Origin of the sequence: Amycolatopsis suaedae (genome assembly GCF_004214935.1) — a bacterium.
In the GTDB taxonomy this organism is placed as follows: domain Bacteria; phylum Actinomycetota; class Actinomycetes; order Mycobacteriales; family Pseudonocardiaceae; genus Amycolatopsis; species Amycolatopsis suaedae.
In genome coordinates this window covers 241,559-265,803 of the sequence record NZ_SFCC01000002.1, presented here as the reverse complement: position 1 = coordinate 265,803, position 24,245 = coordinate 241,559, and the positions used below count along the sequence as shown (strand labels likewise).

Here is a 24,245-nt window from a genome sequence, read left to right as displayed (position 1 = left end):
GTCCGGAGTCAACTACGTGCCGACGCCCGCTGTTCCCTCGGCTCGCGCCTTGAGACGGCGCAGGGTGGCGGCGATGTTGGCGGTGTTCTGCTCGGCGCGGTTCATCACCCCGGTGGCCAGGCCGGTGGGCAGGCGCAGCCAGGCCGGGCGGCGGTCCCAGGTGCTCTCGGTCACCACACAGCCGTCCTCGGCCGGTTCGAGGTCGTAGCGCCAGCGGGAGATCGGCAGGCCGAGGAACGTCACGTCGAACGCGAACAGGCGGCCGGGGACGGTCTCGGTCACCGTGGAGACGGTGCTCCAGCGACGGACGCCCCGCTGGTTGCGGCCGCGGAAGCGGGCACCGACCGTCGCCTCGGTGGCGCCGTTCAGCCAGCTGAAACCGGCGTACTCCTCGGACAGTTCCGCGAGCACGCCCGGATCGCTGACCAGGGCGTACACGGTGTCCGCTTCGGCCAGCACGGTGACGGTCCCGGTCGCGTTCGGCTCCGACATACCGGCAGTATGTACTACCGGGCGCGCTGACGGTAGGCGGCGACCTTGTGGCGGTTCAGGCAAGTGGACGAGCAGAACCGCCGTCGCCCGGCCGGGGAGGCGTCGGCGTAGACGTCGACACACTTCGCACCATGGCACGTGCCCAGGCGCTCCTGCCCGTGGTTCACCAGCCACTCCAGCAGGCAGGCGCCCAGGGCCGCGGGGAGAACGTTCTCCGGCGCGTCGACCGTCCAGCGCAGGCCCGCTTCGGTGGCGACCGGCAGCGGGCGGGCAGCACGCAATAGGTCGTTCAGCCGCTCGAAGGCGCGCCCGTCGGGTGCAGCGGCGAACACCTCGAAGGCCGCGTTGGCCGCCGGCACGAGGTCACCGGACGGGACAGCCATCTCCGGGTAGGGCATGTCCTGTTCGTCCGCGACCACACGTGGACGGTCGGCGTGCTCGTTGACGAACTCGACCACGCGGCCCATGTCGAGCACCGGAACGTCGTACACGAAACCAGTGTAACCTCCTAATCCGTGTCTTCTGGTTACATCGACGTCGGCGTGCTGCCCGCGTTCATCGGCGCCGCCGTCGTCCTCATGCTGGCGCCAGGACCGGACATGGCGTTCATGGTCGCCACCGGACTGCGGGACGGCCGCAAGGGCGCCACCCGGGCAGCCCTCGGCATCACCGCGGGAGTCAGCGTGTACGTCGTGCTCACGGCGCTGGGCCTCGGCGCGTTCCTCGCCGCCGCGCCGGGTGTCGCCGACGCGATCCGGCTCACCGGAGCCGCGTATCTCGCCTACCTGGCCTGGTCGAGCTGGCGGGCAGGCGGAGCTCCGATGGAGGCGTCCGCGGGAGCCACCGGCGCGTTCCGGCGCGGCTTCCTGGTGAACATCTCCAACCCGAAGATCATGCTGTTCTTCACGGCGTTCCTGCCGCAGTTCCTCGGGGACACCAGCGAGAACCCGGTACTCCAGCTGCTGATGCTCGGCCTGATCCTGCAGTTGCTGGGCCTGCTCACGGACCTGGCAATCGGGTACGCCGCGGGCGCCGTCCGCGACCGGGTGCTGAGCCGCTCCGGCGTCCGGAAGCTGCTGGAGCGGCTAGCGGCCGGGGTCTACGGCGCGCTGGCGGCCGTCCTGGTGGCCGAGACCGTGCGCTGAACGTACGACTCGTGCGGGGTTACTGGCGGCGGAGGGTCCGGGTGACGCCGGCGGCCACCGTCGTGGCGAGGATCCAGCCGGAGGCCGTGAAGCCGACGGCCACCCACTTGTCGGCGCCCTCCATGAACCAGCGGCCCTTGTTGCCGAAGTCGACGATCGGGACCAGCAGGTCGACCGTGTACAGCGCCGGATTCCACTCCAGGCCCTTGTCGTCGCTGTTCACCGCGCACCGGCCGTTGCTCTGCGCGTAGTTCTCGGTGTCGGTGCGGCAGGGGTGGTCGGTCTCGCCGACGGCGAACCAGATGCTGCCCGCCGCCAGCAGCAGGAGCAGCCACGCCACCGCCCGCACCGGCCGGTACCCGTAGCCGACCATCATCCGCTGCAGCCAGCTCCACACCTTCACCAGCGGACCGAGCGTGCGGTAGCCGTCGGCGAGCGACTCGTACCGGAACTGCTGCTTGCGGAACATCACCGTGGCGGCGTGCTCCTCGTTACCGCTGGTGCGCAGCATCTCGGCGAGCTGGTCGTACGGCCCCGGCCGGTACCCGCCCATGGCCTGGCGCAGCAGCTCGATCCGCCGGTCGACCTCCCGGTCGTCCTTCAGCCCGATCGGGGTCTTCATCGCGTCGTAGCGGAAGTCCTCCAGGTCGATGCCGTCGGTGGCGGCCCACAGCTCGGGACTGTCGCTGAGCGTCCCGCAGTGTGCCCGCAGCAGCACCACCTTGCCCTGCGGCGGCTTCTCCGGTGTCAGCACGAACTCGTCCGCGGTGACGTCACCGGCGTCCAGCGCGACCCCGTCCCGCTCCAGCGACTCCAGCACCGCGCCGCCGACGTCGACCCGCCTGGCGACCGTCGCGCCGTCGAGGTTCACGCCGCCGGCCGCGTGGAACACCCGGTCCCGGTTGGCGGTGAGCAGCAGGTCACGGCCGATCTTGGCGGTGCGGACGTCCAGCGAGAAGCTGTTGCGTTCCTTCACCGCGGGCTCGGTGAGCTGCGTGCCGTACAGGTAGATGCTGCCGCCGACCTCGACACCCTGCAGCCGCACGGTGCCGTGGACGGTGGCGTCGGTCATGTGCAGGTTGCCCGCGATCTTGGTGCGGCGTGCGGAGAACGCGTCGCGGTCGTGGTGCAGGATCGTCGCGTTCCACGCCAGCAGGTTCCCGCCGACGGTCACGTCGGCCATCCGCACCATGCCGACCGGCACGGACAGGTTGGTGGCCTCGATGTCGCCGTTGATCTCGCAGCCGTCCAGGTGCAGGGCGCGGTCGTAGAACGGCTCGACGTTGCCGCGTGCGACCGACACCTCGGCGTGCGCCAGCCGGAGCGTGCCGCCGATGTGGGCGTTGAGCATCCGCACGGTTCCGTTGGCCTTGAACCCGTCGCTCAGCTCCAGGTTGCCGTCGACGGTGAGCCGGTCGGCGTAGAGCGCGGGCCGTGGATCGAGGCCGGGGTCACGGGACTTCCACGCGTCGACGGCGATCGGCCCGTGCTGGTCGGTGCGCAGCCAGGCGCCCCGCAGCACCAGGTCGCTGTCGACCTTGGCGCTGGGCAGGTAGACGATGCCGTCGGCGGAGAACCGCCGCCGCTGGCTGCGCCTGCCGTAGGTGTCGACCTCGCAGAGCAGGCTGCCGCCGATGTGCAACCCGTTGCCGTTGAGCGCGAAACCGTCCGGATTGGACAGCTGGGCGCCGGAGAAGTTGACGTTACCGCCGGTCCGCATGCCCGGCACCCTGACCTCGCCGACGGCCTCCATCCGGTAGGCCAGCAACGCGCCGTTGATGACCAGCCTGTCCGCCTGCACGGCCTTGGCCTTCGGGTGCAGGATCTTCGTGCGGGTCAGCACGACCGAGCCTTCGACGGTGGCGTCGGTCAGGTTGATCGCGGCGTCCGGTTTGCCGCGTTCCCTGTCGTCGCCCCGCTGGACGGCCGTCTCCCCGGCGTCCTGTGTGGACTCACCGGCGTCGACGACACACCGGATGAGCCGCAGATCGTTGCGGCTGCACAGGTTGCGCGCCTTCAGGCCGGGCAGCCAGCAGTCGCGGAAGACCAGCCCGAGCAGGGTGGCCTCGCGGACGTCCGGCGGATGCTCGAACCGGCACCGCTCGAACCGGAACAGGTAGCCGAGATCCAGTGCGCGCACGTCCAGCCGACCCGTGATGTAGGCGTCCTCCACCTGCACCAGCGGCGCGTTGGTCGGCTGCTTGCGCCAGCGCAGCAGCCTGCCCGGTTCGGGCTCGATCAGCGGCCGTACCAGGTCGGCCGCCTTGATCTCGTACTTCTTGTCCGGCACGCCCGCGAACGGGTCGAGCGGCGCGGTGCCGTTGTCGCTCGGCGGCTGGAACTCGGGTTCATCCGGTTCCTTGCCGCGGTTTCGCCGGATGCCCGGCATCGCTCACCTCCCCGGTCGCGTCGACTCCTAGTGGTCGTGACCACTAGTGTCACGCGTCCGGGAGGGACCCCTCCCCGTCTCTGACGTGGGTCGGGTTGAGCACCCGGGACAGGAACGTCTGGGTGCGCTGCTGCTGCGGGTTGCCGATGACCTGCTCCGGCGGCCCCTGCTCGACGACGACGCCGCCGTCCATGAACAGCACGACGTCGGCGACCTCGCGGGCGAACTGCATCTCGTGCGTCACCACGAGCATCGTCATACCCTCCTCGGCGAGCTGGCGCATGACGCTCAGCACGTCGCCGACCAGCTCCGGGTCGAGCGCCGAGGTCGGCTCGTCGAACAGCATCAGGTCCGGGTTCATCGACAGCGCACGGGCGATCGCCACCCGCTGCTGCTGACCGCCGGACAGCTGCGAGGGCATGGAACCGGCCTTGTCCGACAGGCCGACCCGCTTCAGGTTGTCCCTGGCGATGCGCTCGGCTTCCTCCTTGTCTCGCTTGAGGACCTTGCGCTGGGCCACCGTGAGGTTGTCCAGGACACACAGGTGCGAGAACAGGTTGAACGACTGGAACACCATGCCGATCGATCGCCGCGCGGCGTCGATGTCGACGTCCGGATCGGTCAACTCGGTGCCGTTGACGGCAATCGTGCCGTTGTTGGGCTCCTCCAGCATGTTGACGCAACGCAGCAGCGTCGACTTGCCGGAACCGGACGGCCCGATGACACAGACCACCTGGCCACGCTCGACCTGCAGATCGATGCCCTTGAGCACCTGCAGTTCGCCGAACGCCTTCTGCAGTCCGGTGATCTCGACGACGGGGCTCACGCTTCAACCTCCAGGCCGCGGTCCTTCTGCCTGCCGGCACGACGCTCCAGGTACCGCGACAGGTAACCCAGTGGCAGGGTGATGATCAGGTAGCAGAGGCCGGCGAGCAGGATCGGGGTCATCGAACCGGTGTCGTTGAGGCCCTCGCGGCCCCACTTGGTCAGCTCGAACTGGTCACGGCTGACGCCCAGCAGATAGATCAGCGAGGAGTCCTTGGTGAGCAGGATCAGCTCGTTGGTCAGCGGCGGCAGGATGATGCGGAACGCCTGCGGGATGACGATGGTCACCATCGCCCTGCCCTGACTCATGCCCAGCGAACGCGCGGCCTCCACCTGGCCGGGCGGGACAGCCTGGATACCGGCGCGAATCGTCTCCGCGATGTAGGCGGCGCCTACCGAGCCCAGCGAGATCGCCACCGTGGAGTAGATGTCGAAGATCAGGCCGAACGCCGTGGGCACGCCGAAGCCCAGCGCGATGAAGATCAGCAGCGCGGGAACACCACGGAAGAACTCGATGTAGACCGTGGCGATCCAGCGGTAGGGCGGCACCGAGGACAGCTTCATCAGTGCCAGCACCAAGCCGAGCCCGAGCCCGACGGCGAAACCGAGCAGGGTGTAGATAATGGTGTTCTTCAGCGCGACGGTCAGGATGCCGGGGAACTGCTTGGCAGCGGCGTCAACGTCGAAGAACGCGCGCTGGATGTCGCCCCAGTCCGCGATGAGCGCGAGTACGACGATGATGATCGCCAGCAGCGCGTACTGAGCCAGCTGAATTCGCTGACGTCGCTTGCGCTTCGATAGTGCCATGATCGGGATTTCTCCAGTCGAGGGCTGACAGCGGAAGGGGCGGCCACCGCGGTGGCCGCCCCTTCCGGCGACGGATCAGGGAGTCGGCTTCTTGCCGAACCACTTCTCGTAGATGCGGTCGTACGTTCCGTCCGACTTCGCCTTCTTCAGCGCCTCGTTCACCTTCGCCAGCAGTGCGCCGTTGCCCTTCTTGACGGCGATGCCGTAGACCTCGCCGGTGTCGAAGGTGGTCGTCACCTCGACGTCGGGGTTGGCCTTGAGGTAGTCCAACAGCACCACGTCGTCGTTGATACCAGCGTCGACCTGGCCGGTCTTCACGGCCGTCTGCTCCAGCGCGAGGTCCTCGAACTGGATGATCTCGTAACCGAACTTGTCCTTGTTCTCGTTCGCGTACTTCTCACCGGTGGTGCCCTGCTGCACGCCCAGCTTCTTGCCGCGCAGCTTCTCCAGGCTGTCCAGACCGGAGCCCTTCTTGACCAGCAGCGCCTGCTTGGCGTCGAAGTAGGGGTCGGAGAAGTCCATCACCGCCTGACGCTCCGGCTTGATCGTCATCGCGGCGGCGGCCACGTCACACTTGCCGATGTTCAGCGACTCACCGGTCTGGATTCCCTCGAACGGCGTGTCGAAGATCTTCTGCTCCGAAGCCCCGACCAGCGGGAGCACCAGGTCGACGAGGTCGACGTCGAAGCCGACGGTCTTGTCGCCCTGGGTGAACTGGAACGGCGCGTACGGCAGGTGCGTGCAGGTCGTGAGTTTGCCCGCCTCCACGAGGGTGATCTGCCCTCCGGCCTCGGTGTTTCCACCGGTGTTCACCTGCTGGGCGCAGCCTGCCGCGGTCACGGCCAGTGCCACGACGGGGACCACGGCGAGCGCTCTGCGTGTGTGTCGACGCGCCACTGTGTAACTCCTAGTAGTCAGTACTCGGGCAGATTTGCATCCTGCCACTCTTCAGTACCAACTGCCCAGAGTTCGGACGTTACGGCCCCGTTGCGAAGCGGACGCCTGTGCACCACTCAGCGGACACTCAGCAGGTCAGCGTGACCTCGGGGCTCTTGACGGCGAGATAGCTGACGCTGGTCGTATACCAGCCGAAAGTATCCGTGTAGTAGGTCCGGAACGGACCCTGGTCGCCTATGTGGACGGGGCATTGGGACTGACGCGCTAGGTGACCCTCCATGTCTATAGTTCACCTGAAACTTCGCTAATTTGGTGAATCACAAACACACCTCGTGCAACCGACGCGCGGTGCGTCACGATGACCTCCATGAACAACAACGCGCCGCCGAAGCTGCCGCCGGCGGGAATGCGGCCCCGGACGGCGCGTGCTCGGACCAACGGCAGGCCCGGCGCGCAGTTCGACGGCTACCTGGCGGCCAACCGGCCGCATCCGGGTGCCTACGACGAGATGTTCGCCGGGGACGGGACCGTGCGCCCGCCCTACCGCGCGTTGTACGAGTCGATCGCCGCACTCGACGCGGGCGACCTCACCGCCCGCTCGGCGGCACTCGACCGGGCGCTGGTCGACCAGGGCATCACGTTCTCCCTCTCCGGCCAGGAACGGCCGTTCCCGCTGGACCTGGTGCCGCGGGTGATCACCGCGGCCGAGTGGGCCCGGCTGGAACGCGGGGTGGCGCAGCGCGTCCGGGCACTGGAGGCGTTCCTCGACGACGTCTACGGCGACGCCCAGATCCTGCGCGACCGGGTGCTGCCCCGGCGGCTGGTCACCTCGTGTGCCTACTTCCAGCGCGAGGCGTTCGGCATCAGCCCGCCCAACGGCGTGCGCATCCACGTCGCCGGCATCGACCTGGTCCGCGACGAGGCCGGGACGTTCCGGGTGCTGGAGGACAACCTGCGCAACCCGTCCGGGGTGTCCTACGTGATGGAGAACCGCCGCACGATGGCGCGCGTGTTCCCGGACCTGTTCGCCCAGCACCGGGTGCGCCCGGTCGGCGACTACGCCACGCACCTGCTGCGGGCGTTGCGTGCCGCGGCGGCGGCCAACGTCGCGGATCCGATGATCGTCGTGCTGACGCCGGGCATCCACAACTCCGCCTACTTCGAGCACTCGCTGCTGGCCAGGCAAATGGGCGTCGAGCTGGTCGAGGGCAGGGACATGTTCTGCCGCGACAACGTCGTCTACCTGCGCACCACCGAGGGCGAGCAGCAGGTCGACGTCATCTACCGGCGCATCGACGACGAGTTCCTCGACCCGGTGCACTACCGGCCGGACTCCGTACTCGGCATCGCGGGCGTGCTCAACGCCGCCCGCGCGGGCAACGTCGTGATCGCCAACGCGGTCGGCAACGGCGTCGGTGACGACAAGCTGGTCTACACCTACGTACCGGAGATGGTGCGCTATTACCTGAACGAGAAACCGATCCTGCCCAACGTCGACACGTTCCGCTGCTGGCTGCCCGACGAGCTGAACCACGTGCTCGCCCACCTCGACGAGCTGGTGATCAAGCCGGTCGAGGGCTCCGGCGGGTACGGCATCGTGTTCGGGCCCAACGCCACCGCGAGGGAACTGGCCGAGGTCCGCCGCAAGATCAGGGCGGACCGCCGCGGCTGGATCGCACAGCCGGTGGTGCAGCTGTCCACCGTTCCGTCCAAGGTGGACGAACGGCTGGCGCCGCGGCACGTCGACCTGCGGCCGTTCGCGGTCAACGACGGCAACTTCGTCTTCGTCCTGCCCGGCGGGCTGACCAGGGTGGCGCTGCCCGAGGGCAGCCTGGTGGTCAACTCCTCGCAGGGCGGCGGGTCGAAGGACACCTGGGTGCTGGCCAGCCGGTCGTCGACCGCCGAGCGCGAACTGGCCCAGCCCGCGCTGGCCACACAGTCCGATGTGGACGGGCTGGTGGCCGAGCAGGGGCCCGAGCTGACCAGCGCCCAGCAGCAGCAACAATGACGAGGAGGCGGACGTGCTGGCTCGCAATGCCGAATCGTTGTACTGGATCGGCCGCTACGTCGAACGCGCCGACGACACCGCACGCATCCTGAACGTCTCGGTGCACCAGCTGCTGGAGGACGCCAGCGTCGACCCCGACCAAGCCAGCCGCCAGCTCCTGGCGGTACTGGGCATCCCGCCGCAGGCAGGTGTCGAGCTGGACGTGTGGAAGCTGACCGAGCTGGTGGCCTACGCCAAGGAGAACGCCAGCTCCATCGTCGGCTCGATCACCGCGGCGCGGGAGAACACCCGAGGTGCGCGCGAGGTCGTCTCGACGGAGATGTGGGAGTGCCTCAACGCGACCTGGAACGCCGTGCCGGACCGGCAACGGTACGCGCGCAGGGCGGGCCCGCACTCGTTCCTGTCGTTCATCGAGGAACGCGCCGCGATGTTCGCCGGCCTCGCCGACTCCACGATGAGCCGCGACGACGGCTGGCTGTTCCTGGTGCTCGGCCGGTCGGTCGAGCGCGCCGACATGGTGGTGCGGCTGCTGCTGTCGCGGGTGCAGGACAAGGCGTCCAGCCCCGGGTGGATCACCGTGCTGCGCTCGGCCGGCGCGCAGGACACCTACCTGCGCACCTACCGTGGCGCGCTGGACGCGGGCAGGGTGGTGCAGTTCCTGCTGCGGGACACGCTGTTCCCACGCTCGGTGTTCCACGCGCTGCGGCAGGCGGAATCCTGCCTGGACCAGCTGGCGCGCGGCACACACGGGCGCGGCAACGAGAAGGCCGAGGCGTTGCGGCTGCTCGGCCGCGCCCGCAGTGAGCTGGAGTTCCTGCGCCCCGCCGACCTGCTGGAGGACCTGCCGAAACGGCTACGCGGCCTGCAGACGACGATCCGCGAGACCGGGGAGGCCGTGTCCGTGCAGTACTTCCACTCCTCGCCCTGGGTGGCGTGGCACGGCGCGGAGGTGAGCCTGTGACCTGGCGGATGCGGGTGGTGCACAGCACCGGGTACCGCTACGAGACCCCGGCGACCCAGTCGTACAACGAGGCCAGGCTGACGCCACGGTCGGACCGGCGGCAGAACGTCGTCGCGCACCGGATCGAGACCTCGCCCGCGACCAGGGCGTACCGCTACTCCGACTACTGGGGCACGGTCGTCACCTCGTTCGACCTGCACGCACCGCATACCGAGTTCACCGTGGTGGCGACGTCGGTGGTGGAGACCATGGACGCCCCGGTGCCGGTACGGGACGCGAACTGGAAGCAGTTACGGTCCGACGAGGTCGTTGACGAGCGCTCGGAGTACCTGGAGACCACCGACTACACCCCGCGCGACCGCGAACTGTCCCGGATGGCACGCGAGCTGTGCCGCGGCAAAGGACCCGCCGACGCGGTGCTGGCCATCTGCGGCTGGGTGTACGAGCAGCTCAAGTACCAGCCGGGCACGACCGGCGTGCACTCGACGGCCACCGACGCCTGGCGGGCGCGGGAGGGCGTCTGCCAGGACTTCGCACACGTCTCGCTGACGATGCTGCGGTCGGTCGGCATCCCGGCCCGCTACGTCTCCGGCTATCTGCACACCAGGCCGGAGGCGAAGCTGGACGAGACTGTCGAGGGGGAGAGCCACGCGTGGATCGACGCGTGGACCGGTGGCTGGTGGGCCTACGACCCGACCAACGCCATCCCGGTCGGCCCTCGCCACGTGTGGGTGGCGACCGGCCGGGACTACGCCGACGTCGCCCCGCTGAAGGGCATCTTCACCGGCGGCGGTCAGTCCACCCTCGACGTCTCGGTGCAGCTGACGCGCTTGGCATAGTTCTGCCATCGGGTGGCGCTAGCTTCACGATCATGAAGCGTCTCACCGCCGCGCTGACCTGCCTGTTCGCGCTGAGCGCGTGCGCGCCCAGGTTCGAGGAGGCGAAGACCGACCCCGTCACCAGCCCGCCGCCCACGCCCAGCCCCGCCAGCGTGGAACGCCCACGCGACATGGCCGGTCAGATCACCCATGAGGTCCGGCGGGACGCCGAGGGCATGCTCGGCGGGCCGACCCCGGGCCTGGACGTCCAGTGCGCGTACTCCTCGCAGAGCAAGTTCGTGCCGTGCACCGCGCGCTACCAGGGGCACGAGGTGACGTTCAACGTCGAGCTCCACCGCGGCGGCAGCGCCCTCGTCAAGCTGGACATCACCGCGGAGCGCCGGTTCCTCAGCCGCGCGGACGTGCACCGCAAGTTCTACGAGACGCTGGTCCGCGAGGAGGACGGCGAGCCGCCCGCCGCCGACGACCAGGTCCGCTGCGACAAGATGCCGGAGATGTCCACGATTCCGGTCAAGCCGGGCGATGCGTGGACCGACACCGGCGTGCGGTGCTACCACTACGACAACGTGACCGACGTCCGGGAGGTCTGGACCGACGGGGTCAGCCAGTTGTCCTTCGTCACCGAGGACGAGGCCAAGCGGCGGGACTGGAAGTAGTCAGGCCATCGCGGGCCATGGCGCACGGGCACGCCCACGGCAGGCGTTCTGACATGAGTTTGCCATCGCAGGGCGGTACGGTCGCCGATCATGAACCGCCCTGTCGCCCTGGCCTGCCTGCTCCTGGTCACGTTGACCGCGTGCGGGCCCAGGTTCGAGGAGGCGAAGACCGACCCCGTCACCAGTCCGCCGCCCACGCCGAGCCCGGCGAGTGTGGAGCGCCCCCGTGACATGTCCGGGCAGGTCACGCATGAGGTCCGGGAGGACGCCGAGGCCATGATCGGTGGACCGGACCCAGCCCTGGAGGTCAAGTGCACGTGGTCGCAGTACGGCCAGATCGTGCCGTGCAACGCGCGTTTCCACGGGCATGAGGTGACCTTCACCGCGAAGATCGGCGGCACCGGTAGCAGCCTCTACACCTTGGACATCAGCTCGGAGACGCGCTTCCTCACCCGCGCGTACGTGCACCGCGAGTTCTACAAAATGCTGGTCTCGGAGGAGGACGGCGAGCCGCCCGCCGCCGAAGACCAGGTCCGCTGCGACAAGATGCCCGAGGTGACCACGGTGCCCATCAAGCCCGACCGGGACTGGACCGAGACGGGCATCCGCTGCTACCACTACGACGTCACCACCGACGTCCGCGAGGTGTGGGTCGGCGGGGCCACCAACATCTCGTTCGTCACCGAGGACGAGGCGAAACGGCGGGACTGGAAGTAGCGTCGCCGTCGAAGCACGTGAAGGCCACACCCGCGAGTTGTCCGTTCCCGCCCGGCTGGTTCCACTGTCCGGCACGCCGGTTCCGGATCGCGAGAGGTGGGCTTGGATCAAGCTCGTGAAGGCCACCTTCATTACGTGTGACGTGGTGATGGTGGCCTTCACGTGCTCTGGTGCTTGCTGAGTTGTCTCGTTCGTGGTGGCTGGTGGGATGGTTGTGGCGTGCGAGGCTGGCGGGGTGGTTGTGCCGGGGTGAGGGCGGATGTGGTGGCGTCTGATGCCGTGAAGGGGGCCCTCACGGCAATCGCCCACGACTCCCGACTTTTACCGGGACCCTGACGTCTCACGTGGTGAAGGTGGCCTTCACGAGCTTTGGGCGTCAGCCGCGGGCGTGCGCGTCCAGGATGTGGGCGACGGCCTCGGTGACGCGTTGCGCCTGGTCCAGGTGCAGCCACTCGTCGGGCACGTGGGCGTTCGAGTCCGGGCCCAGTGCGCCGGTCACCAGGAACTGCGCGTTCGGGTACTTCTCACCGAGCAGCCCCATGAACGGGATCGACCCGCCGAGGCCGACCGAGCGCGACGGCGCCGCGAACACGGCCTCACCGACGTGGTCCAGCGCGGCCGACAGCCACGGCGCGGTCGCCGGGGCGTTCCAGCCGTCGGCGTACTCCAGGCCGGACAGCTCGACGGTCGCCGAGTACGGGACGTCGGTGGTGAGCACCTTCTCGATGGCGGCCAGTGCGGCGGCCGAGTCGGCGGTGGGCGGCAGCCGGAAGCCGAGCGCGAGCGTCGTCGAGTCCCGCAGGACGTTGCCTGCCTCGGCCGGGTCGGGCAGGCCGGCGGCGCCGAGCACCGACAGCGTGGGCCGCCAGCTGTTGTTCAGCAGCTGCTCCAGGCTGTCCTCGGTGACCGGCCGCGTCGAGCCGGCCAGCGGGAACGCCGTGCTCATGCTGGCGACGGACTCCGCCGTCCGGGTGGCTTCCTCGACCCGGTTCGCCGGGATATCGACGTTCAGCTCGGGCAGCTTCAGCTCACCGGTCGCCGGGTCCTCCAGCCGGTCCAGCAGCAGCCGCAGCACGCGGAATGAGCTGGGCACGACGCCGCTGGCCAGGCCGCTGTGCTGCCCGGACTCCAGCACCCGAACGGTGACCCGCACCTGGACGAGCCCGCGCAGGCTGGTGGTCAGCCACAGCCGCTCGTAGTCCTGCCCGCCGGAGTCCAGGCACACGACGAACGACACGTCGCCGAGGAAGTCGCTCAGCTCGTCGAGGTAGGCGGGCAGGTCCGGGCTGCCGGACTCCTCGCCGGTCTCCAGCAGCACGACGGCCCGCGCGTGCGCACCGTCCGCGGCGTGGATCGACTCCAGTGCGGCGGTGGCCGCGTAGCCGGCGTAGCCGTCGTCGGCCGAACCGCGGCCGTACAGCCTGCCGTCCCGGACCACCGGCTTCCACGGGCCGAGGCCCTCGGCCCAGCCGCCGACCGGCGGCTGCTTGTCCAGGTGGCCGTAGAGCAGGACGGTGCCCCTGTCCTCGGCACTGGGCGTCGCGGGCACGTCGAGCAGCAGCACCGGCGTGCGGCCCTCCAGCCGCACGACGCGCACGGTGGCGCCCGGGATCTGCCGGGCCTCCAGCCAGCCCTTGACGTGGGCGATCGCCGCGTCGAGGTGCCCGGTCGCGGCCCATTCGGTGTCGAAAGCCGGGGACAGGGCGGGGATCTCCACCAGTCCCGACAGGCTCGGCAGGACGTCGTCGGCCCAGATACGGCGGACGGTCTCACGCACTGTTGTCTGTTCCACGGCAGCCATCCTGACAGGTCACAGTTTCGACCGGGGCTCTTGCCCCGGCGCCGGGCTGGCGGCTACCTTCCGAGATCACTGTGATCCAGATCACCTGACGGCTGGGGCTGGCTGAAGGGCGGACCACCTGTGTCGACACCGATGCTGTCCGTCGCCAACCTGGAGGTGGTCTACCAGGACGTCGTCCTGGTGCTGCGTGGCCTGAGCCTCGAGGTGCCCGACGGCGCGGTGGTCGCCCTCCTCGGCGCGAACGGCGCCGGCAAGACGACGTTGCTGCGGGCCGTCACCGGCCTGCTCGGCCCGCATCGCGGCAAGATCACCAAGGGCACCGTGCACCTCGCCGGTGCGCCGATCACCGGGGCCGACCCGGCCGACGTCGTCCGGCGCGGCATCGCGCAGGTGATGGAGGGCAGGCGGGTCTTCGCCGAGCTGACCGTCGACGAGAACCTGCGTGCGGGCGGCTACACCCGGCGCAGGGCCGACGCGCGGCAGTCCTACCAGCGGGTGCTCGACCTGTTCCCGGTGCTGGCCAAGCGCCGTACCGCGATCGCCGGGTACCTGTCCGGCGGCGAGCAGCAGATGCTCGCCATCGGCCGCGCGCTGATGGCCGAGCCGAAGCTGTTGCTGCTCGACGAGCCGTCGCTCGGGCTGGCGCCGAAGCTGGTCGAGCAGGTGCGCGACATCGTCAAGGAGATCAACCAGCAGGGCACGAGCGTGCTCCTGGTCGAGCAGAACGCCGTGATGGCGCTGTCGGTGGCGAACTACGGCTACGTGCTGGAGACCGGGAAGGTCGTCAAGGACGGCCCGGCCGCCGAACTGCTCGCCGACGAGGACATCCGCGAGTTCTACCTGGGGGTCGGCGGCTCCTTCGCCGAGGTGAAGAGCTACCGCAGGAGGAAACGATGGAGCGCGTGAGCGAGCCGCTGCTGCGGGTCCGCGGGCTCACCCTCCGGTTCGGCGGGGTGACCGCGCTGGACTCCGTCGACCTCGATGTCGACCGCGGCGAACTGCTCGCGGTGATCGGCCCGAACGGCGCGGGCAAGACGTCGATCTTCAACTGCCTCAACGGGGTCTACCGACCGCAGGAGGGCACCATCACGCTGGACGGGCAGCCGCTGACCGGCCGCGCGCCCGCCGCCGTCGCCGCACTCGGCGTGGCGCGGACGTTCCAGAACCTCGGCCTGTTCACCCACCTCACCCTGGTGGAGAACCTGATGCTGGGCCGCCATCACCTCATGCGCACCGGGTTCCTCACCGGAATGCTGTGGTGGGGCAGGGCCAAGCGCGAGGAGATCGCCCACCGCGCGGCCGTCGAAGAGGTCGTCGAGCTGCTGGAGCTGGAGCCCTACCGGCACACCCCGGCCGGCCTGCTGCCCTACGGCGTCGCCAAGCGCGCGGAGCTGGGCAGAGCGCTGGCGATGGAACCGCGGTTGCTGCTGCTGGACGAGCCGGTCGCGGGCATGAACCTGGAAGAGACCGAGGACATGGCCCGCTACCTGGTCGAGGTCCGCCGCGAGCTGAAGCCGGCAATGATCCTGGTGGAGCACGACATGCGGCTGGTCATGGACCTCGCCGACCGCGTGCTGGCGCTGGACTTCGGGGTCATGGTGGCCACCGGCACGCCGGAGCACATCCAGTCCGACCCCGACGTCATCGCCGCCTACCTTGGCGGTGCGGCATGACGGCGACCCTCGCGTCCACTGTGGACACCATGACGCTGCCCGCACGACTGCTGCACCACGCACACACCGCCGGTGACCGGATCGCGTTGCGGGACAAGCACCGCGGCCTGTGGCGGGAGACGAGCTGGCGGCGGTACGCCGAGCGGGTCGCGCACGTCGCCGCCGGGTTGCGGTCGCTGGGCGTACGGCCGGGCGCCCGCGTGGCCATCCACTCCGAGAACCGCCCGGAGTGGGTGATCGCCGACCTCGCGGTGCAGGGCATCGGCGCGGTCGCGGTCGGTATCTACCCGACGTCGCCCGCCAACGAGGTCGAGTACCTGCTGCACCACTCCCGCACCGAGGTGCTGATCGCCGAGGACGAGGAACAACTGGACAAGGCGCTGGCCGTCCGCGACCGGCTGCCGAACCTGCGGCACCTCGTGGTGATCGACCCCCGAGGTGTCCGTGTCGACGACCTGCTCACCTTCACCGAGCTGGAATCCCGCGGGGCCACCGAGGACGCTGCCGCCGAATACGCGTCCTCGGTGGCCGAACTCGACCCCGCGTCGACCGCGATCCTCGTCTACACCTCCGGCACCACCGGACCGCCGAAGGGCGCGATGATCTCGCACGCCAACCTGGTCGCCGCCGGCCGGACGTTCACCGAAGCCGTCGGCGCCGGGCCACGCGACGAGGTGCTCAGTTACCTGCCGCTGTGCCACATCGCCGAACGGCTGCTGTCGGTCATCGACCCGGTGTGGGCGGGCTCGGTGGTCAACTTCGGTGAGGGCGGCCCCTCGTTCACCGCCGACCTGCGGGACGTTCAGCCGACCGTGTTCCTCGGTGTACCCCGCGTCTGGGAGAAGATGCTGGCCGGTGTCGAGATCCGGATGGCCGACGCCTCCCGGCTCAAGCGGGCGCTGTACCGCTTCGGCATGCGGCACGGCAGGCGGATCGCACCCCGCCGGATGACCGGCGCCGTGCGCCCGGCCGACCGGTTCGTGCTGGCCCTGTGTGAACTGCTGGTGTTCCGCGCGCTGCGGGAGAAGCTCGGCCTGGTCCGGGTACGCACGGCGCTGTCCGGCGCCGCGCCCATCGCGCCGAAGGTGCTGGAGTTCCTGTGGGCCATCGGGGTTCCCGTCCGCGAGGGCTACGGGCAGACGGAGAACACCGCGCTGTGCACGCTCACGCCCGCCGGTGACGTGCGGCTGGGCGCGGTCGGCACGGCGCTGGACGGCGTGGAAATCCGCATCTCCGACGACGGCGAGATCCTCACCCGTTCGGCCGGGGTGTTCCAGGGCTACCTCGACGATCCGCTCGCCACCGAGGCCGCCGTCGACGCCGACGGCTGGCTGCATACCGGCGACGTCGGCGTCGTCGACGAGGACGGCTACCTGCGCATCACCGACCGCAAGAAGGACATCCTGATCACCGCGGGCGGCAAGAACGTGGCGCCGTCGGAGATCGAGAACCGGCTCAAGGTGTCACCGTTCGTGCGCGAGGCCGTGGTGATCGGCGACCGCAGGCCGTACCTGACGGCGTTGATCGGCATCGAGGCCGACACCGTCGGCAACTGGGCCACCCGGCGGGGGCTGGCCTACACGACCTACGCCGACCTGGCGTCGAAGAAGGACGTGCGGGAGCTGGTGCAGAGCGTGGTGACCGAGGCCAACCGGGACTTCGCCGCCGTCGCTCAGGTCAAGCGGTTCTCGTTGCTCACCAAGGAACTCGACCACGACGACGGTGAGCTGACCGCGACGCAGAAGGTCCGGCGCCGGGCCATCGCCGACCGCTTCGCCAGTGAGATCGAGGCGATGTACCGATGACCTTCTTTTTGCAGAACGTGTTCGCCGGGCTCGCGCTGGGGTCGACGTACGCCCTGGTGGCACTCGGGTTCGTGGTCATCTACAAGTCGACCGGCGTCATCAACTTCGCGCAGGGCGGCCTGCTCGCGCTGGGCGCCTACCTCGGCTACACGTTCTCCACCAACCTCGCGCTGGCGTTCGCGGTGGCGGTGCTGCTGGCCTGCCTGTCCGCGGCGCTGGTCGGGGCGACGTTCGAACGGCTGGTGCTGCGGCGCATGGTCGGCCAGCCGCCGTTCGCGGTCATCATGATCACCATCGGCCTGCTGTTCGTGCTGGAGCCGGTGATCACCGCGATCTGGGGCTTCGACAACCTGCAGCTGGACAACCCGTGGAACATCCGCACGGTCGAGGCGGGCGGGCTGGTGTTCGGCGTGCGTGACCTGTGGACGATCGGCCTGACCGCGGCCGCGGTGACCGGGTTCTTCCTGTTCTTCCGCTACACCTCGCTCGGCCTGGCCATGCGCTGCACCGCGTTCGACCCGGAGGCCGCGCTGGCACAGGGCATCAGTGCGCGGCGGGTGTACGCGGTGTCCTGGGCCATCGCCGCGGCACTCGCCGCGCTGGCCGGCATCGCCATGGCGGCCGGGCCGGGCGGGCTGTCGCCGTCGATCGGGTTCATCGCGCTGGCCGCGTTCCCGGCGATGATTCTCGGCGGGCTGGATTCGCCGGGTGGCGCGGTGCTCGGCGGCCTGCTGATCGGGCTGGCCGAGGCACTCACCCGCGGCTACCAGGACCAGCTGTTCTCCTGGGCGGGCGACAACGTGTCGGTGATCGTGCCGTACCTGCTGATGATCGTCATCCTGCTGCTGCGGCCGTACGGCCTGCTCGGCACCAAGGACGTGCGGAGGATCTGATGAGGCAGCGCCCGCATCGCAACCTCCAGCGCTCGCACGCCGAGCAGCTGCGGCTGTTCGGCACGCCGTGGGCACGGGCCGGACTGGCGGCCATGGTGGTCGTGTTCCTGGTGCTGCCGACCGTGGTGCGCGACGACTTCTGGCTGTCGGTGCTGATCTACGTCGGCATCACCGCGGTCGGCGCGATCGGGCTGAACCTGCTGACCGGCTACTGCGGGCAGATCTCGCTCGGCCACGCGTTCTTCATCGGCGCGGGTGCCTACGTGACGGCCAGGGTCGGCGGCGACCTCGGCCTGCCGCTGCCGCTGTGGCTGGCCGCCGCGGCGCTGACCGGCGCCGTGCTCGGCGGGCTGATCGGGCCGTTCGCCCTGCGGCTTCGGGGAAACTACCTGGCCATCGTGACGCTCGGGCTGATCTTCATCGGCGAGCACCTGTGGCGGAACCTGACGGGCGTGACCGGCGGCAACTCCGGAACGGCCGTCACGGCGAAACCGGCGCTGGGACCGGTCGACCTCGGCGCGCTGGAGATCGCGGGCGAGGAGTACTCCCGCAACCAGGGCTGGTTCTGGCTGGTCTGGGGCATGGTCGCGCTGGTGGCGTTGCTGGCGAAGAACCTGGTACGGACCCGGCCGGGCCGCGCGCTGCAGGCCATCCGCGACCGGGACCAGGCCGCCGAGGTGATCGGCGTGCGGGCAGGCCGGTACAAGGTCGGCGCGTTCATGATCTCCAGCGCGATCGCGGCCATGGCTGGCGCGTTGTTCGGGTCCTACCAGCAGTTCGTCAGCCCGGACGAGTGGAACCTGCTGCTGTCCATCCAGTACATCGCGATCATCATCGTCGGCGGCCTGGGGACGATCTTCGGCTCGGTGCTCGGCGCGTTGTTCGTCGGCGCGCTGCCCGCGCTGATCGACCGGTACAGCGAGGTCATCCCCGGCGTGCAGACCAGCGTCGGGGACGACGGGTTCATCAGCGTCTTCGCCCTCAACCAGGCCATTTTCGGGGTGCTGATCGTGTTGTTCCTGGTCTTCGAACCACTGGGGCTCGCGGGGATCTGGCTGCGGATCAAGGCCTACTTCAGGGCCTGGCCGTTCTCGTACTAGGAGGCTCATCATGCGTTGGGTAGTCCTCGCCGCGACGGCGTTGCTGGTCGCGGCCTGCGGTGGTGCGGGCAATGACAACGACTCCGCCGGCGGCACGGCCGGCGCACCCGGGTCGGCCACCGGGTTCGACGGCACCACGATCAAGCTCGGCGTGCTCAGCCCGCTGTCCGGGCCGGTCGCGGTGATCGGGCAGCCGCTGACCGCGGGCAACAAGGTGTGGTTCGACCAGGTCAACGCCGCGGGCGGCATCGCGGGCAAGTACAAGGTGGAACTGGTCCAGGAGGACACCCAGTACAAGCCGGACGTGGCGGTCCAGCAGTACAACAAGGTCAAGGGCAACGTCGTCGCGTTCACCCAGCTGCTCGGCACGCCGTCGACGCTGGCCGTGCTGCCGCAGCTGAAGGCGGACAAGGTGCTGGCGGCGCCCGCGTCACTGGACGCGTTGTGGGTGCGGGAGGAGAACCTGCTGCCGGTTGGCGCGCCGTACCAGATCCAAGCCATCAACGCGATGGACCACTATCTCACCGAGGGCGGCGGCACGCCGCAGTCGAAGATCTGCACGATGATCCAGGACGACGTGTACGGCGAGGCCGGGCAGCAGGGCATCGACTTCGCCGCGCAACGCTACGGCTTCACCGTCGCCAACACCCAGCGGTACAAGGCCGGGACGGAGAACTTCGCCGGGCAGATCGGCCAGCTCGCCGGTGCAGGCTGTCAGCTCGTATTCCTCACCGCCACCCCGACCGACGCCGCGAAGATCTGGGGCACGGCGGCGCAGGCCCGGTTCGGCGCCAAGTGGTACGGCCAGTCGCCCAGCTACACCGGCGCGTTCGCGAAGTCGGCCATCGCGCCGTACCTGCGGCAGAACGTGACGATCGTGTCCGAGGGCACCGAGTGGGGCGATGCGAGCGTGCCGGGCATGCGGGACATGGTCGCGCGGGCGACGCAGTTCGCGCCGCAGCAGCAGCCGGACTACTACTTCGCGTTCGGCTACAACCAGGCCAGGGCCATGGGCGCGGTGCTGGAGAAGGCCGTGCAGCTGGGCAACCTGTCCCGCGAGGGCATCCTGGAGGCGTCGAAGCAGGTCGGCACGGTGACGTTCGACGGGCTGGCAGGCGACTACGCCTACGGCGCGGCCGCCGACCGCAACCCGCCGCGGTCGAGCACGCTGTTCAGCATCGACCCGGCCAAGCCGTTCGGCCTGGCCAAGCTCAAGTACAACTTCAGCTCCGAGGCGGCTCGCGCCTACGAATTCAAGGCCGCTGGCTGAGGATGTGGGCGACCGCCTCGGTCACGCGGGCGGTCTGCTCCAGGTGCAGCCACTCGTCCGGCACGTGGGCGTTGTTGCCGGGCCCGCGCGGGCCGGTGACGACGAACTGCGCGTCCGGGTATGCGCGAGCGAACAAGCCGAGGAACGGGATGGTCCCGCCGAGGCCGATCGCCCGCCACGGCCTGCCGAACACCTCGTGGCTCACCTTGTCCAAAGTGGACACGAGCCACGGCGCGAGCGGCGGCGCGTTCCAGCCGCCCGCGCCGGCGGCCCGTTCGATGCTCACCTGCGCGCCGTACGGGACGTCGGTGGTCAACGCGGTGCGGATGGCACTCAGCGCGACCTCGGCGTCGGCCGTCGGCGGGAGCCGGAAGCTCAGCTTCAGGCCGGTGTAGGGCCGCAGCACGTTGCCCGCGTCGACCAGTGACGGCAGGCCGCTGGCGCCGGTGACCGACAGCGTCGTGCGCCAGGTGTTGTTCAGCACCAGCTCCACCGGGTCGTCGGCGGCCAGGCGCACGCCGGGGGTCATCGGCAGCTCCGGTCGCAGCCCGCCCTCGGCGACCGCCTCGCGGATCTCCGCCAGCCGGTCCGGCGGGACGTCCACCCGCAGCTCGGGCAGCAGCATCTCGCCGGTCCGCGAGTCCTCCAGCCGGTCCAGCAGCTGCCGGACCACCCGGAACGAACTGGCGACGAGCCCGCTGGAGTGCCCCGAGTGCACCCCCGACTCCAGCACCCGCACGGTCAGGTCGAGGAACGCGATGCCGCGCAGCGAGGTGGCCAGCCACAACCGCTCGTAGTCGCCGCCCGCGACGTCCAGGCAGATCACCAGTGAGACCGCGCCGATCCGGTCCCGCAGGTGGTCGAGGTAGGCGGCGAGGTCCGGGCTGCCGGACTCCTCGCACGTCTCCAGCAGCACGACCGTCCGCCCGTACCTGCCACCCGCTCGGTGCAGTGCCTCCAGCGCGGCACCGGCCGCGTACGCCGCGTAACCGTCGTCGCCCGCGCCCCGGCCGTACAGCCGCCCGTCCTTCAGCACCGGAATCCACGGGTCCAGCCCCGGCGACCACTCACCCGCCGCGGGCTGTTTGTCCAGGTGGCCGTAGATGACGGTGGTGCCGTCCGAGCCGGTGCCCGGCGCTTCGAGCAGCAACACCGGTGTGCGGCCGGGCAGCTTGACGGCCTCCACCGTCAGACCGGGGACCGGGCGTGCGGCCAGCCACTTGCGGACGTGCTCGACGGCGGCGTGCAGGTGCCCGTTGCTGGCCCACAGCCCGTCGAACGCGGGCGACAACGCCGGGATGCTGACGAACTCGGAGAGGCCGGCCAGCGCGTCCCCCTCCCACAGGTTCCGGATCGTCTCGCGCAGCACCCCGTGGTCCATACCTCCGATACTGACACGCGGGAGGCGGTGCGACCCAGATCACGTTGCCGGTCCCACCGGGCCGGCGCAGCGCCGGGCGGGGCCGCGCAGTAGCAGGTCCAGCCGCGCATGCACCACCTACCTTCGGCGCCCCCACCATTGGTCTTCCAAGCGTTTGCCCAGCTCAGAGCAACAAATCGGCTTCGAGGGCTCACCAGATCGGCGGCTTCGTGCCAGGATGGCTGCCGTGAACCGTCACCGCTGACGGACCCGAGCGCTTCGACCGACGCGTTCGCGGCCGCCGGCGATGTCGTGGTAGTCGCCACAAGCGGCTGCGCGGCACCGAACCGAGGAGTCAATCGCATGTCGTCCCCCGAACAGTGGACGCATCCCGAGCCGGGCGCCGGGCCGGCCGCCACCGCGGCCGCACCAACCCCCGAGCAGGTGATCGCAGGTTTGCGAACCACATCCGAAGGCGGCGCTGAGCTGACTCAGCTGCTGACCCCCGAGGGCGAGCGCATCCCGTCCGCCCAGTTCGACCCGTACGTCTCCGACGTCGACCACGAGGCGCTGCGCGGCCTGTACCGCGACATGGTCCTGGTGCGCCGCGCGGACCGCGAGTCGAACGCGATGCAGCGGCAGGGCCAGCTCGGCATCTGGGTTCCGCTGCTGGGCCAGGAAGCCGCGCAGATCGGCTCCGGCCGCGCGCTCAAGCCCACCGACATGGCCTTCCCCAGCTACCGCGAGCACGGGGTCGCCTACACCCGCGGTGTCGACTTCCGCGAGCTCCTCGGCATCTTCCGGTGTACCGACCACGGCGGGTGGGACTTCAAGAGGCACGGCTTCCACCCGTACACGATCGTCATCGGCAACCAGGTCCTCAACGCCACCGGCTACGCCATGGGGCAGAAGTTCGAGGGCAAGGTCGGTGACGACGACGGCGAGGCGACGATCACCTACTTCGGTGACGGCGCCACCAGCCAGGGCGACGTCCACGAGGGCTTCGTCTGGGCCGCGGTGTACGACGCGCCGCTGGTGTTCTTCTGCCAGAACAACCAGTGGGCCATCTCCGAGCCGACCGAGCGCCAGTCCCGGCTGCCGCTGTACCAGCGTGCCCGCGGCTACGGCTTCCCCGGCATCCGCGTCGACGGCAACGACGTCCTCGCCTGCCTGGCGGTGACCCGCTGGGCGCTGGAGCAGTGCAGGCACGGCAACGGCCCGGTGCTGATCGAGGCGTTCACCTACCGGATGGACGCGCACACCACCACCGACGACCCCACCCGCTACCGGCTCTCCGACGAGCTGGAGGAGTGGAAGCTGAAGGACCCGATCGAGCGGGTCCGGGCCCACCTCGCCCGTGGCGGCGGCGCCGACCAGGCGTTCTTCGACCAGGTGCAGGCCGAGGCCGACCAGTTCGCGGCCGAGCTGCGCGACCACGTGTTCAACATGCCGGACCCGCCGCCGGACCGGATCTTCTCCAACGTCTACGCCGAGCCCTCGCCGGTGCTGGAGGCCCAGCGCCGCGAGTACCTCGCCTACCTCGACGGTTTCGCGGGGAGTGAGCACTGATGACCGCGACCATGAAGTCCACTGTGGACGTATCGAACTCGGCCGTGCAGAACCTGACCATCGGCAAGGCCATCAACCTGGGTCTGCGCACGGCCATGGAGGCCGACAGCAAGGTCATCGTCCTCGGCGAGGACGTCGGCAAGCTCGGCGGCGTCTTCCGGATCACCGACGGCCTGCAGAAGGACTTCGGTGAGCAGCGCGTGCTGGACACGCCGCTGGCCGAGTCCGGCATCATCGGCACCGCAGTCGGCCTGGCCGTCCGCGGCTTCCGCCCGGTGTGCGAGATCCAGTTCGAGGGGTTCATCTTCCCCGGCTTCGACCAGATCTCCAGCCAGCTGGCCAAGCTGCACTACCGCACCCAGGGCAAGATCAAGGTGCCGGTGGTCATCCGGGTGCCCTACGGCGGCGGCATCGGCGCGGTCGAGCACCACTCGGAGTCGCCCGAGTCGCTGTTCGCGCACGTCGCGGGCCTCAAGGTGGTGTCCTGCTCGAACCCGGTCGACGCCTACTGGATGATCCAGCAGGCCATCACCACCGACGACCCGGTGCTGTTCTTCGAGCCGAAGCGGCTGTACCACTCGGGCAACCTGAAGGCGCCGGTCGACCCGTCCGCCACGCCCGATCCGCTGTTCGCGTCCCGGGTCGTCCGCACCGGCACGGCGGCGACGCTGGTGGCCTACGGGCCGTCGGTCAAGGTGGCGCTGGACGCCGCAACGGCCGCCGAGGAGGAAGGCACCTCGCTGGAGGTGATCGACCTGCGCACGCTGTCGCCGCTGGACCTGGACCCGGTGTTCGAGTCGGTGCGGCGCACCGGCCGGCTGATCGCGATCAGCGAGGCGCCCGGCGAGTCGTCGCTGACCTCGGAGATCGCGGCCCGCGTCCAGCAGGAGTGCTTCTACTCGCTGGAGGCACCCGTGCTGCGGGTGACCGGCTTCGACACCCCGTACCCGCCGACGAAGCTGGAAGAGGACTACCTGCCCGACCTGGACAGGGTCCTGCACACCGTCGACCGCTCGCTGAACTGGTAAGGGGGAACAT

At 69.7% G+C, this 24,245-nt stretch carries 22 protein-coding genes; 14 read left to right on the top strand and 8 right to left on the bottom strand.

Annotation, left to right across the window (positions count from 1 at the left end):
* Positions 1-12: 12 nt before the first annotated feature.
* A complete protein-coding gene (locus EWH70_RS04445) occupies positions 13-492 on the bottom strand; it encodes an SRPBCC family protein (protein ID WP_130473937.1) in 480 nt (159 codons plus the stop codon).
* A 14-nt stretch (positions 493-506) separates the two neighbouring features.
* Positions 507-983: a CGNR zinc finger domain-containing protein gene (locus EWH70_RS04440; protein WP_130473936.1), complete on the bottom strand. Its 477-nt coding sequence runs from the start codon at positions 981-983 to the stop codon at positions 507-509.
* A 24-nt stretch (positions 984-1,007) separates the two neighbouring features.
* Between EWH70_RS04440 and EWH70_RS04435 the strand changes: the two genes are divergently transcribed.
* Positions 1,008-1,637, top strand: a complete 630-nt coding sequence (locus tag EWH70_RS04435) for a LysE family translocator (RefSeq protein ID WP_130473935.1) — start codon at positions 1,008-1,010, stop codon at positions 1,635-1,637.
* Positions 1,638-1,656: 19 nt separating this feature from the next.
* Here the strand turns inward: EWH70_RS04435 and EWH70_RS04430 are convergent, their stop codons facing one another.
* The 4 genes from EWH70_RS04430 to EWH70_RS04415 all read right to left on the bottom strand — a co-directional run bounded on the left by EWH70_RS04430 (position 1,657) and on the right by EWH70_RS04415 (position 6,555).
* Entirely contained in the window at positions 1,657-4,026 is a 2,370-nt protein-coding gene (locus EWH70_RS04430) for an oxidoreductase (protein ID WP_130473934.1), read from the bottom strand.
* A 49-nt stretch (positions 4,027-4,075) separates the two neighbouring features.
* Positions 4,076-4,852, bottom strand: a complete 777-nt coding sequence (locus tag EWH70_RS04425; protein ID WP_130473933.1) for an amino acid ABC transporter ATP-binding protein — start codon at positions 4,850-4,852, stop codon at positions 4,076-4,078.
* The gene (locus EWH70_RS04420) at positions 4,849-5,658 is read right to left on the bottom strand and encodes an amino acid ABC transporter permease (protein WP_130473932.1); all 810 of its coding nucleotides are present in this window, start codon (positions 5,656-5,658) and stop codon (positions 4,849-4,851) included. The genes EWH70_RS04425 and EWH70_RS04420 overlap by 4 nt, the downstream gene beginning before the upstream one ends.
* A 75-nt stretch (positions 5,659-5,733) precedes the next feature.
* Entirely contained in the window at positions 5,734-6,555 is an 822-nt protein-coding gene (locus EWH70_RS04415) for a transporter substrate-binding domain-containing protein (protein WP_130473931.1), read from the bottom strand.
* A 358-nt stretch (positions 6,556-6,913) separates the two neighbouring features.
* Here EWH70_RS04415 and EWH70_RS04410 point away from each other — a divergent pair, with 358 nt between their 5' ends.
* The 5 genes from EWH70_RS04410 to EWH70_RS04390 all read left to right on the top strand — a co-directional run bounded on the left by EWH70_RS04410 (position 6,914) and on the right by EWH70_RS04390 (position 11,736).
* A complete protein-coding gene (locus EWH70_RS04410; RefSeq protein ID WP_165436147.1) occupies positions 6,914-8,563 on the top strand; it encodes a circularly permuted type 2 ATP-grasp protein in 1,650 nt (549 codons plus the stop codon).
* 13 nt (positions 8,564-8,576) lie between these two features.
* The gene (locus EWH70_RS04405; protein WP_130473929.1) at positions 8,577-9,524 is read left to right on the top strand and encodes an alpha-E domain-containing protein; all 948 of its coding nucleotides are present in this window, start codon (positions 8,577-8,579) and stop codon (positions 9,522-9,524) included.
* A complete protein-coding gene (locus EWH70_RS04400) occupies positions 9,521-10,363 on the top strand; it encodes a transglutaminase family protein (RefSeq protein ID WP_130473928.1) in 843 nt (280 codons plus the stop codon). Before EWH70_RS04405 ends, EWH70_RS04400 begins: the two co-directional genes overlap by 4 nt.
* A gap of 32 nt (positions 10,364-10,395) precedes the next feature.
* A complete protein-coding gene (locus EWH70_RS04395) occupies positions 10,396-11,019 on the top strand; it encodes a hypothetical protein (RefSeq protein ID WP_130473927.1) in 624 nt (207 codons plus the stop codon).
* A 90-nt stretch (positions 11,020-11,109) separates the two neighbouring features.
* Positions 11,110-11,736 carry a hypothetical protein gene (locus tag EWH70_RS04390; RefSeq protein ID WP_130473926.1) on the top strand — a complete coding sequence of 209 codons (627 nt, stop codon included), beginning with the start codon at positions 11,110-11,112 and terminating at the stop codon, positions 11,734-11,736.
* Between the two features lie 376 nt (positions 11,737-12,112).
* On the opposite strand, the gene EWH70_RS04385 is transcribed toward EWH70_RS04390, so the two are convergent.
* A complete protein-coding gene (locus tag EWH70_RS04385; RefSeq protein ID WP_130473925.1) occupies positions 12,113-13,537 on the bottom strand; it encodes a M20/M25/M40 family metallo-hydrolase in 1,425 nt (474 codons plus the stop codon).
* A 132-nt stretch (positions 13,538-13,669) separates the two neighbouring features.
* Between EWH70_RS04385 and EWH70_RS04380 the strand changes: the two genes are divergently transcribed.
* From EWH70_RS04380 to EWH70_RS04355, 6 genes are read left to right on the top strand one after another with little or no spacing between them, the layout of a single operon-like run.
* Positions 13,670-14,443 carry an ABC transporter ATP-binding protein gene (locus EWH70_RS04380; RefSeq protein WP_130474237.1) on the top strand — a complete coding sequence of 258 codons (774 nt, stop codon included), beginning with the start codon at positions 13,670-13,672 and terminating at the stop codon, positions 14,441-14,443.
* Complete coding sequence (locus tag EWH70_RS04375) at positions 14,431-15,210, top strand: ABC transporter ATP-binding protein (protein ID WP_130473924.1); 780 nt, start codon at positions 14,431-14,433, stop codon at positions 15,208-15,210. The genes EWH70_RS04380 and EWH70_RS04375 overlap by 13 nt, the downstream gene beginning before the upstream one ends.
* Positions 15,207-17,015: an AMP-dependent synthetase/ligase gene (locus EWH70_RS04370; RefSeq protein WP_130473923.1), complete on the top strand. Its 1,809-nt coding sequence runs from the start codon at positions 15,207-15,209 to the stop codon at positions 17,013-17,015. Before EWH70_RS04375 ends, EWH70_RS04370 begins: the two co-directional genes overlap by 4 nt.
* Complete coding sequence (locus EWH70_RS04365; protein ID WP_130473922.1) at positions 17,012-17,908, top strand: branched-chain amino acid ABC transporter permease; 897 nt, start codon at positions 17,012-17,014, stop codon at positions 17,906-17,908. The genes EWH70_RS04370 and EWH70_RS04365 overlap by 4 nt, the downstream gene beginning before the upstream one ends.
* Positions 17,908-19,008, top strand: coding sequence for a branched-chain amino acid ABC transporter permease (locus EWH70_RS04360; protein ID WP_130473921.1), 1,101 nt, complete (start codon positions 17,908-17,910; stop codon positions 19,006-19,008). Before EWH70_RS04365 ends, EWH70_RS04360 begins: the two co-directional genes overlap by 1 nt.
* Positions 19,009-19,018: 10 nt before the next feature.
* A complete protein-coding gene (locus EWH70_RS04355) occupies positions 19,019-20,278 on the top strand; it encodes an ABC transporter substrate-binding protein (RefSeq protein WP_130473920.1) in 1,260 nt (419 codons plus the stop codon).
* Here EWH70_RS04355 and EWH70_RS04350 read toward each other — a convergent pair.
* A complete protein-coding gene (locus EWH70_RS04350) occupies positions 20,262-21,659 on the bottom strand; it encodes a M20/M25/M40 family metallo-hydrolase (RefSeq protein WP_130473919.1) in 1,398 nt (465 codons plus the stop codon). The genes EWH70_RS04355 and EWH70_RS04350 overlap by 17 nt on opposite strands.
* A 342-nt stretch (positions 21,660-22,001) precedes the next feature.
* Here EWH70_RS04350 and pdhA point away from each other — a divergent pair, with 342 nt between their 5' ends.
* Positions 22,002-23,207: a pyruvate dehydrogenase (acetyl-transferring) E1 component subunit alpha gene (gene pdhA / locus EWH70_RS04345; RefSeq protein WP_130473918.1), complete on the top strand. Its 1,206-nt coding sequence runs from the start codon at positions 22,002-22,004 to the stop codon at positions 23,205-23,207.
* Entirely contained in the window at positions 23,207-24,235 is a 1,029-nt protein-coding gene (locus EWH70_RS04340) for an alpha-ketoacid dehydrogenase subunit beta (RefSeq protein ID WP_130473917.1), read from the top strand. Before pdhA ends, EWH70_RS04340 begins: the two co-directional genes overlap by 1 nt.
* Positions 24,236-24,245 lie beyond the last annotated feature (10 nt).

What these genes read in the sequence shown, in the direction of transcription:
- EWH70_RS04445 (WP_130473937.1), bottom strand. Translation starts at nt 492, where the DNA reads ATGTCGGAGCCGAACGCGACCGGGACCGTCACCGTGCTGGCCGAAGCG.
- EWH70_RS04430 (WP_130473934.1), bottom strand. Translation starts at nt 4,026, where the DNA reads ATGCCGGGCATCCGGCGAAACCGCGGCAAGGAACCGGATGAACCCGAG.
- EWH70_RS04420 (WP_130473932.1), bottom strand. Translation starts at nt 5,658, where the DNA reads ATGGCACTATCGAAGCGCAAGCGACGTCAGCGAATTCAGCTGGCTCAG.
- EWH70_RS04410 (WP_165436147.1), top strand. Translation starts at nt 6,914, where the DNA reads ATGACCTCCATGAACAACAACGCGCCGCCGAAGCTGCCGCCGGCGGGA.
- EWH70_RS04395 (WP_130473927.1), top strand. Translation starts at nt 10,396, where the DNA reads ATGAAGCGTCTCACCGCCGCGCTGACCTGCCTGTTCGCGCTGAGCGCG.
- EWH70_RS04390 (WP_130473926.1), top strand. Translation starts at nt 11,110, where the DNA reads ATGAACCGCCCTGTCGCCCTGGCCTGCCTGCTCCTGGTCACGTTGACC.
- EWH70_RS04385 (WP_130473925.1), bottom strand. Translation starts at nt 13,537, where the DNA reads ATGGCTGCCGTGGAACAGACAACAGTGCGTGAGACCGTCCGCCGTATC.
- EWH70_RS04380 (WP_130474237.1), top strand. Translation starts at nt 13,670, where the DNA reads ATGCTGTCCGTCGCCAACCTGGAGGTGGTCTACCAGGACGTCGTCCTG.
- EWH70_RS04375 (WP_130473924.1), top strand. Translation starts at nt 14,431, where the DNA reads ATGGAGCGCGTGAGCGAGCCGCTGCTGCGGGTCCGCGGGCTCACCCTC.
- EWH70_RS04370 (WP_130473923.1), top strand. Translation starts at nt 15,207, where the DNA reads ATGACGGCGACCCTCGCGTCCACTGTGGACACCATGACGCTGCCCGCA.
- EWH70_RS04365 (WP_130473922.1), top strand. Translation starts at nt 17,012, where the DNA reads ATGACCTTCTTTTTGCAGAACGTGTTCGCCGGGCTCGCGCTGGGGTCG.
- EWH70_RS04360 (WP_130473921.1), top strand. Translation starts at nt 17,908, where the DNA reads ATGAGGCAGCGCCCGCATCGCAACCTCCAGCGCTCGCACGCCGAGCAG.
- EWH70_RS04355 (WP_130473920.1), top strand. Translation starts at nt 19,019, where the DNA reads ATGCGTTGGGTAGTCCTCGCCGCGACGGCGTTGCTGGTCGCGGCCTGC.
- EWH70_RS04350 (WP_130473919.1), bottom strand. Translation starts at nt 21,659, where the DNA reads ATGGACCACGGGGTGCTGCGCGAGACGATCCGGAACCTGTGGGAGGGG.
- pdhA (WP_130473918.1), top strand. Translation starts at nt 22,002, where the DNA reads ATGTCGTCCCCCGAACAGTGGACGCATCCCGAGCCGGGCGCCGGGCCG.
- EWH70_RS04340 (WP_130473917.1), top strand. Translation starts at nt 23,207, where the DNA reads ATGACCGCGACCATGAAGTCCACTGTGGACGTATCGAACTCGGCCGTG.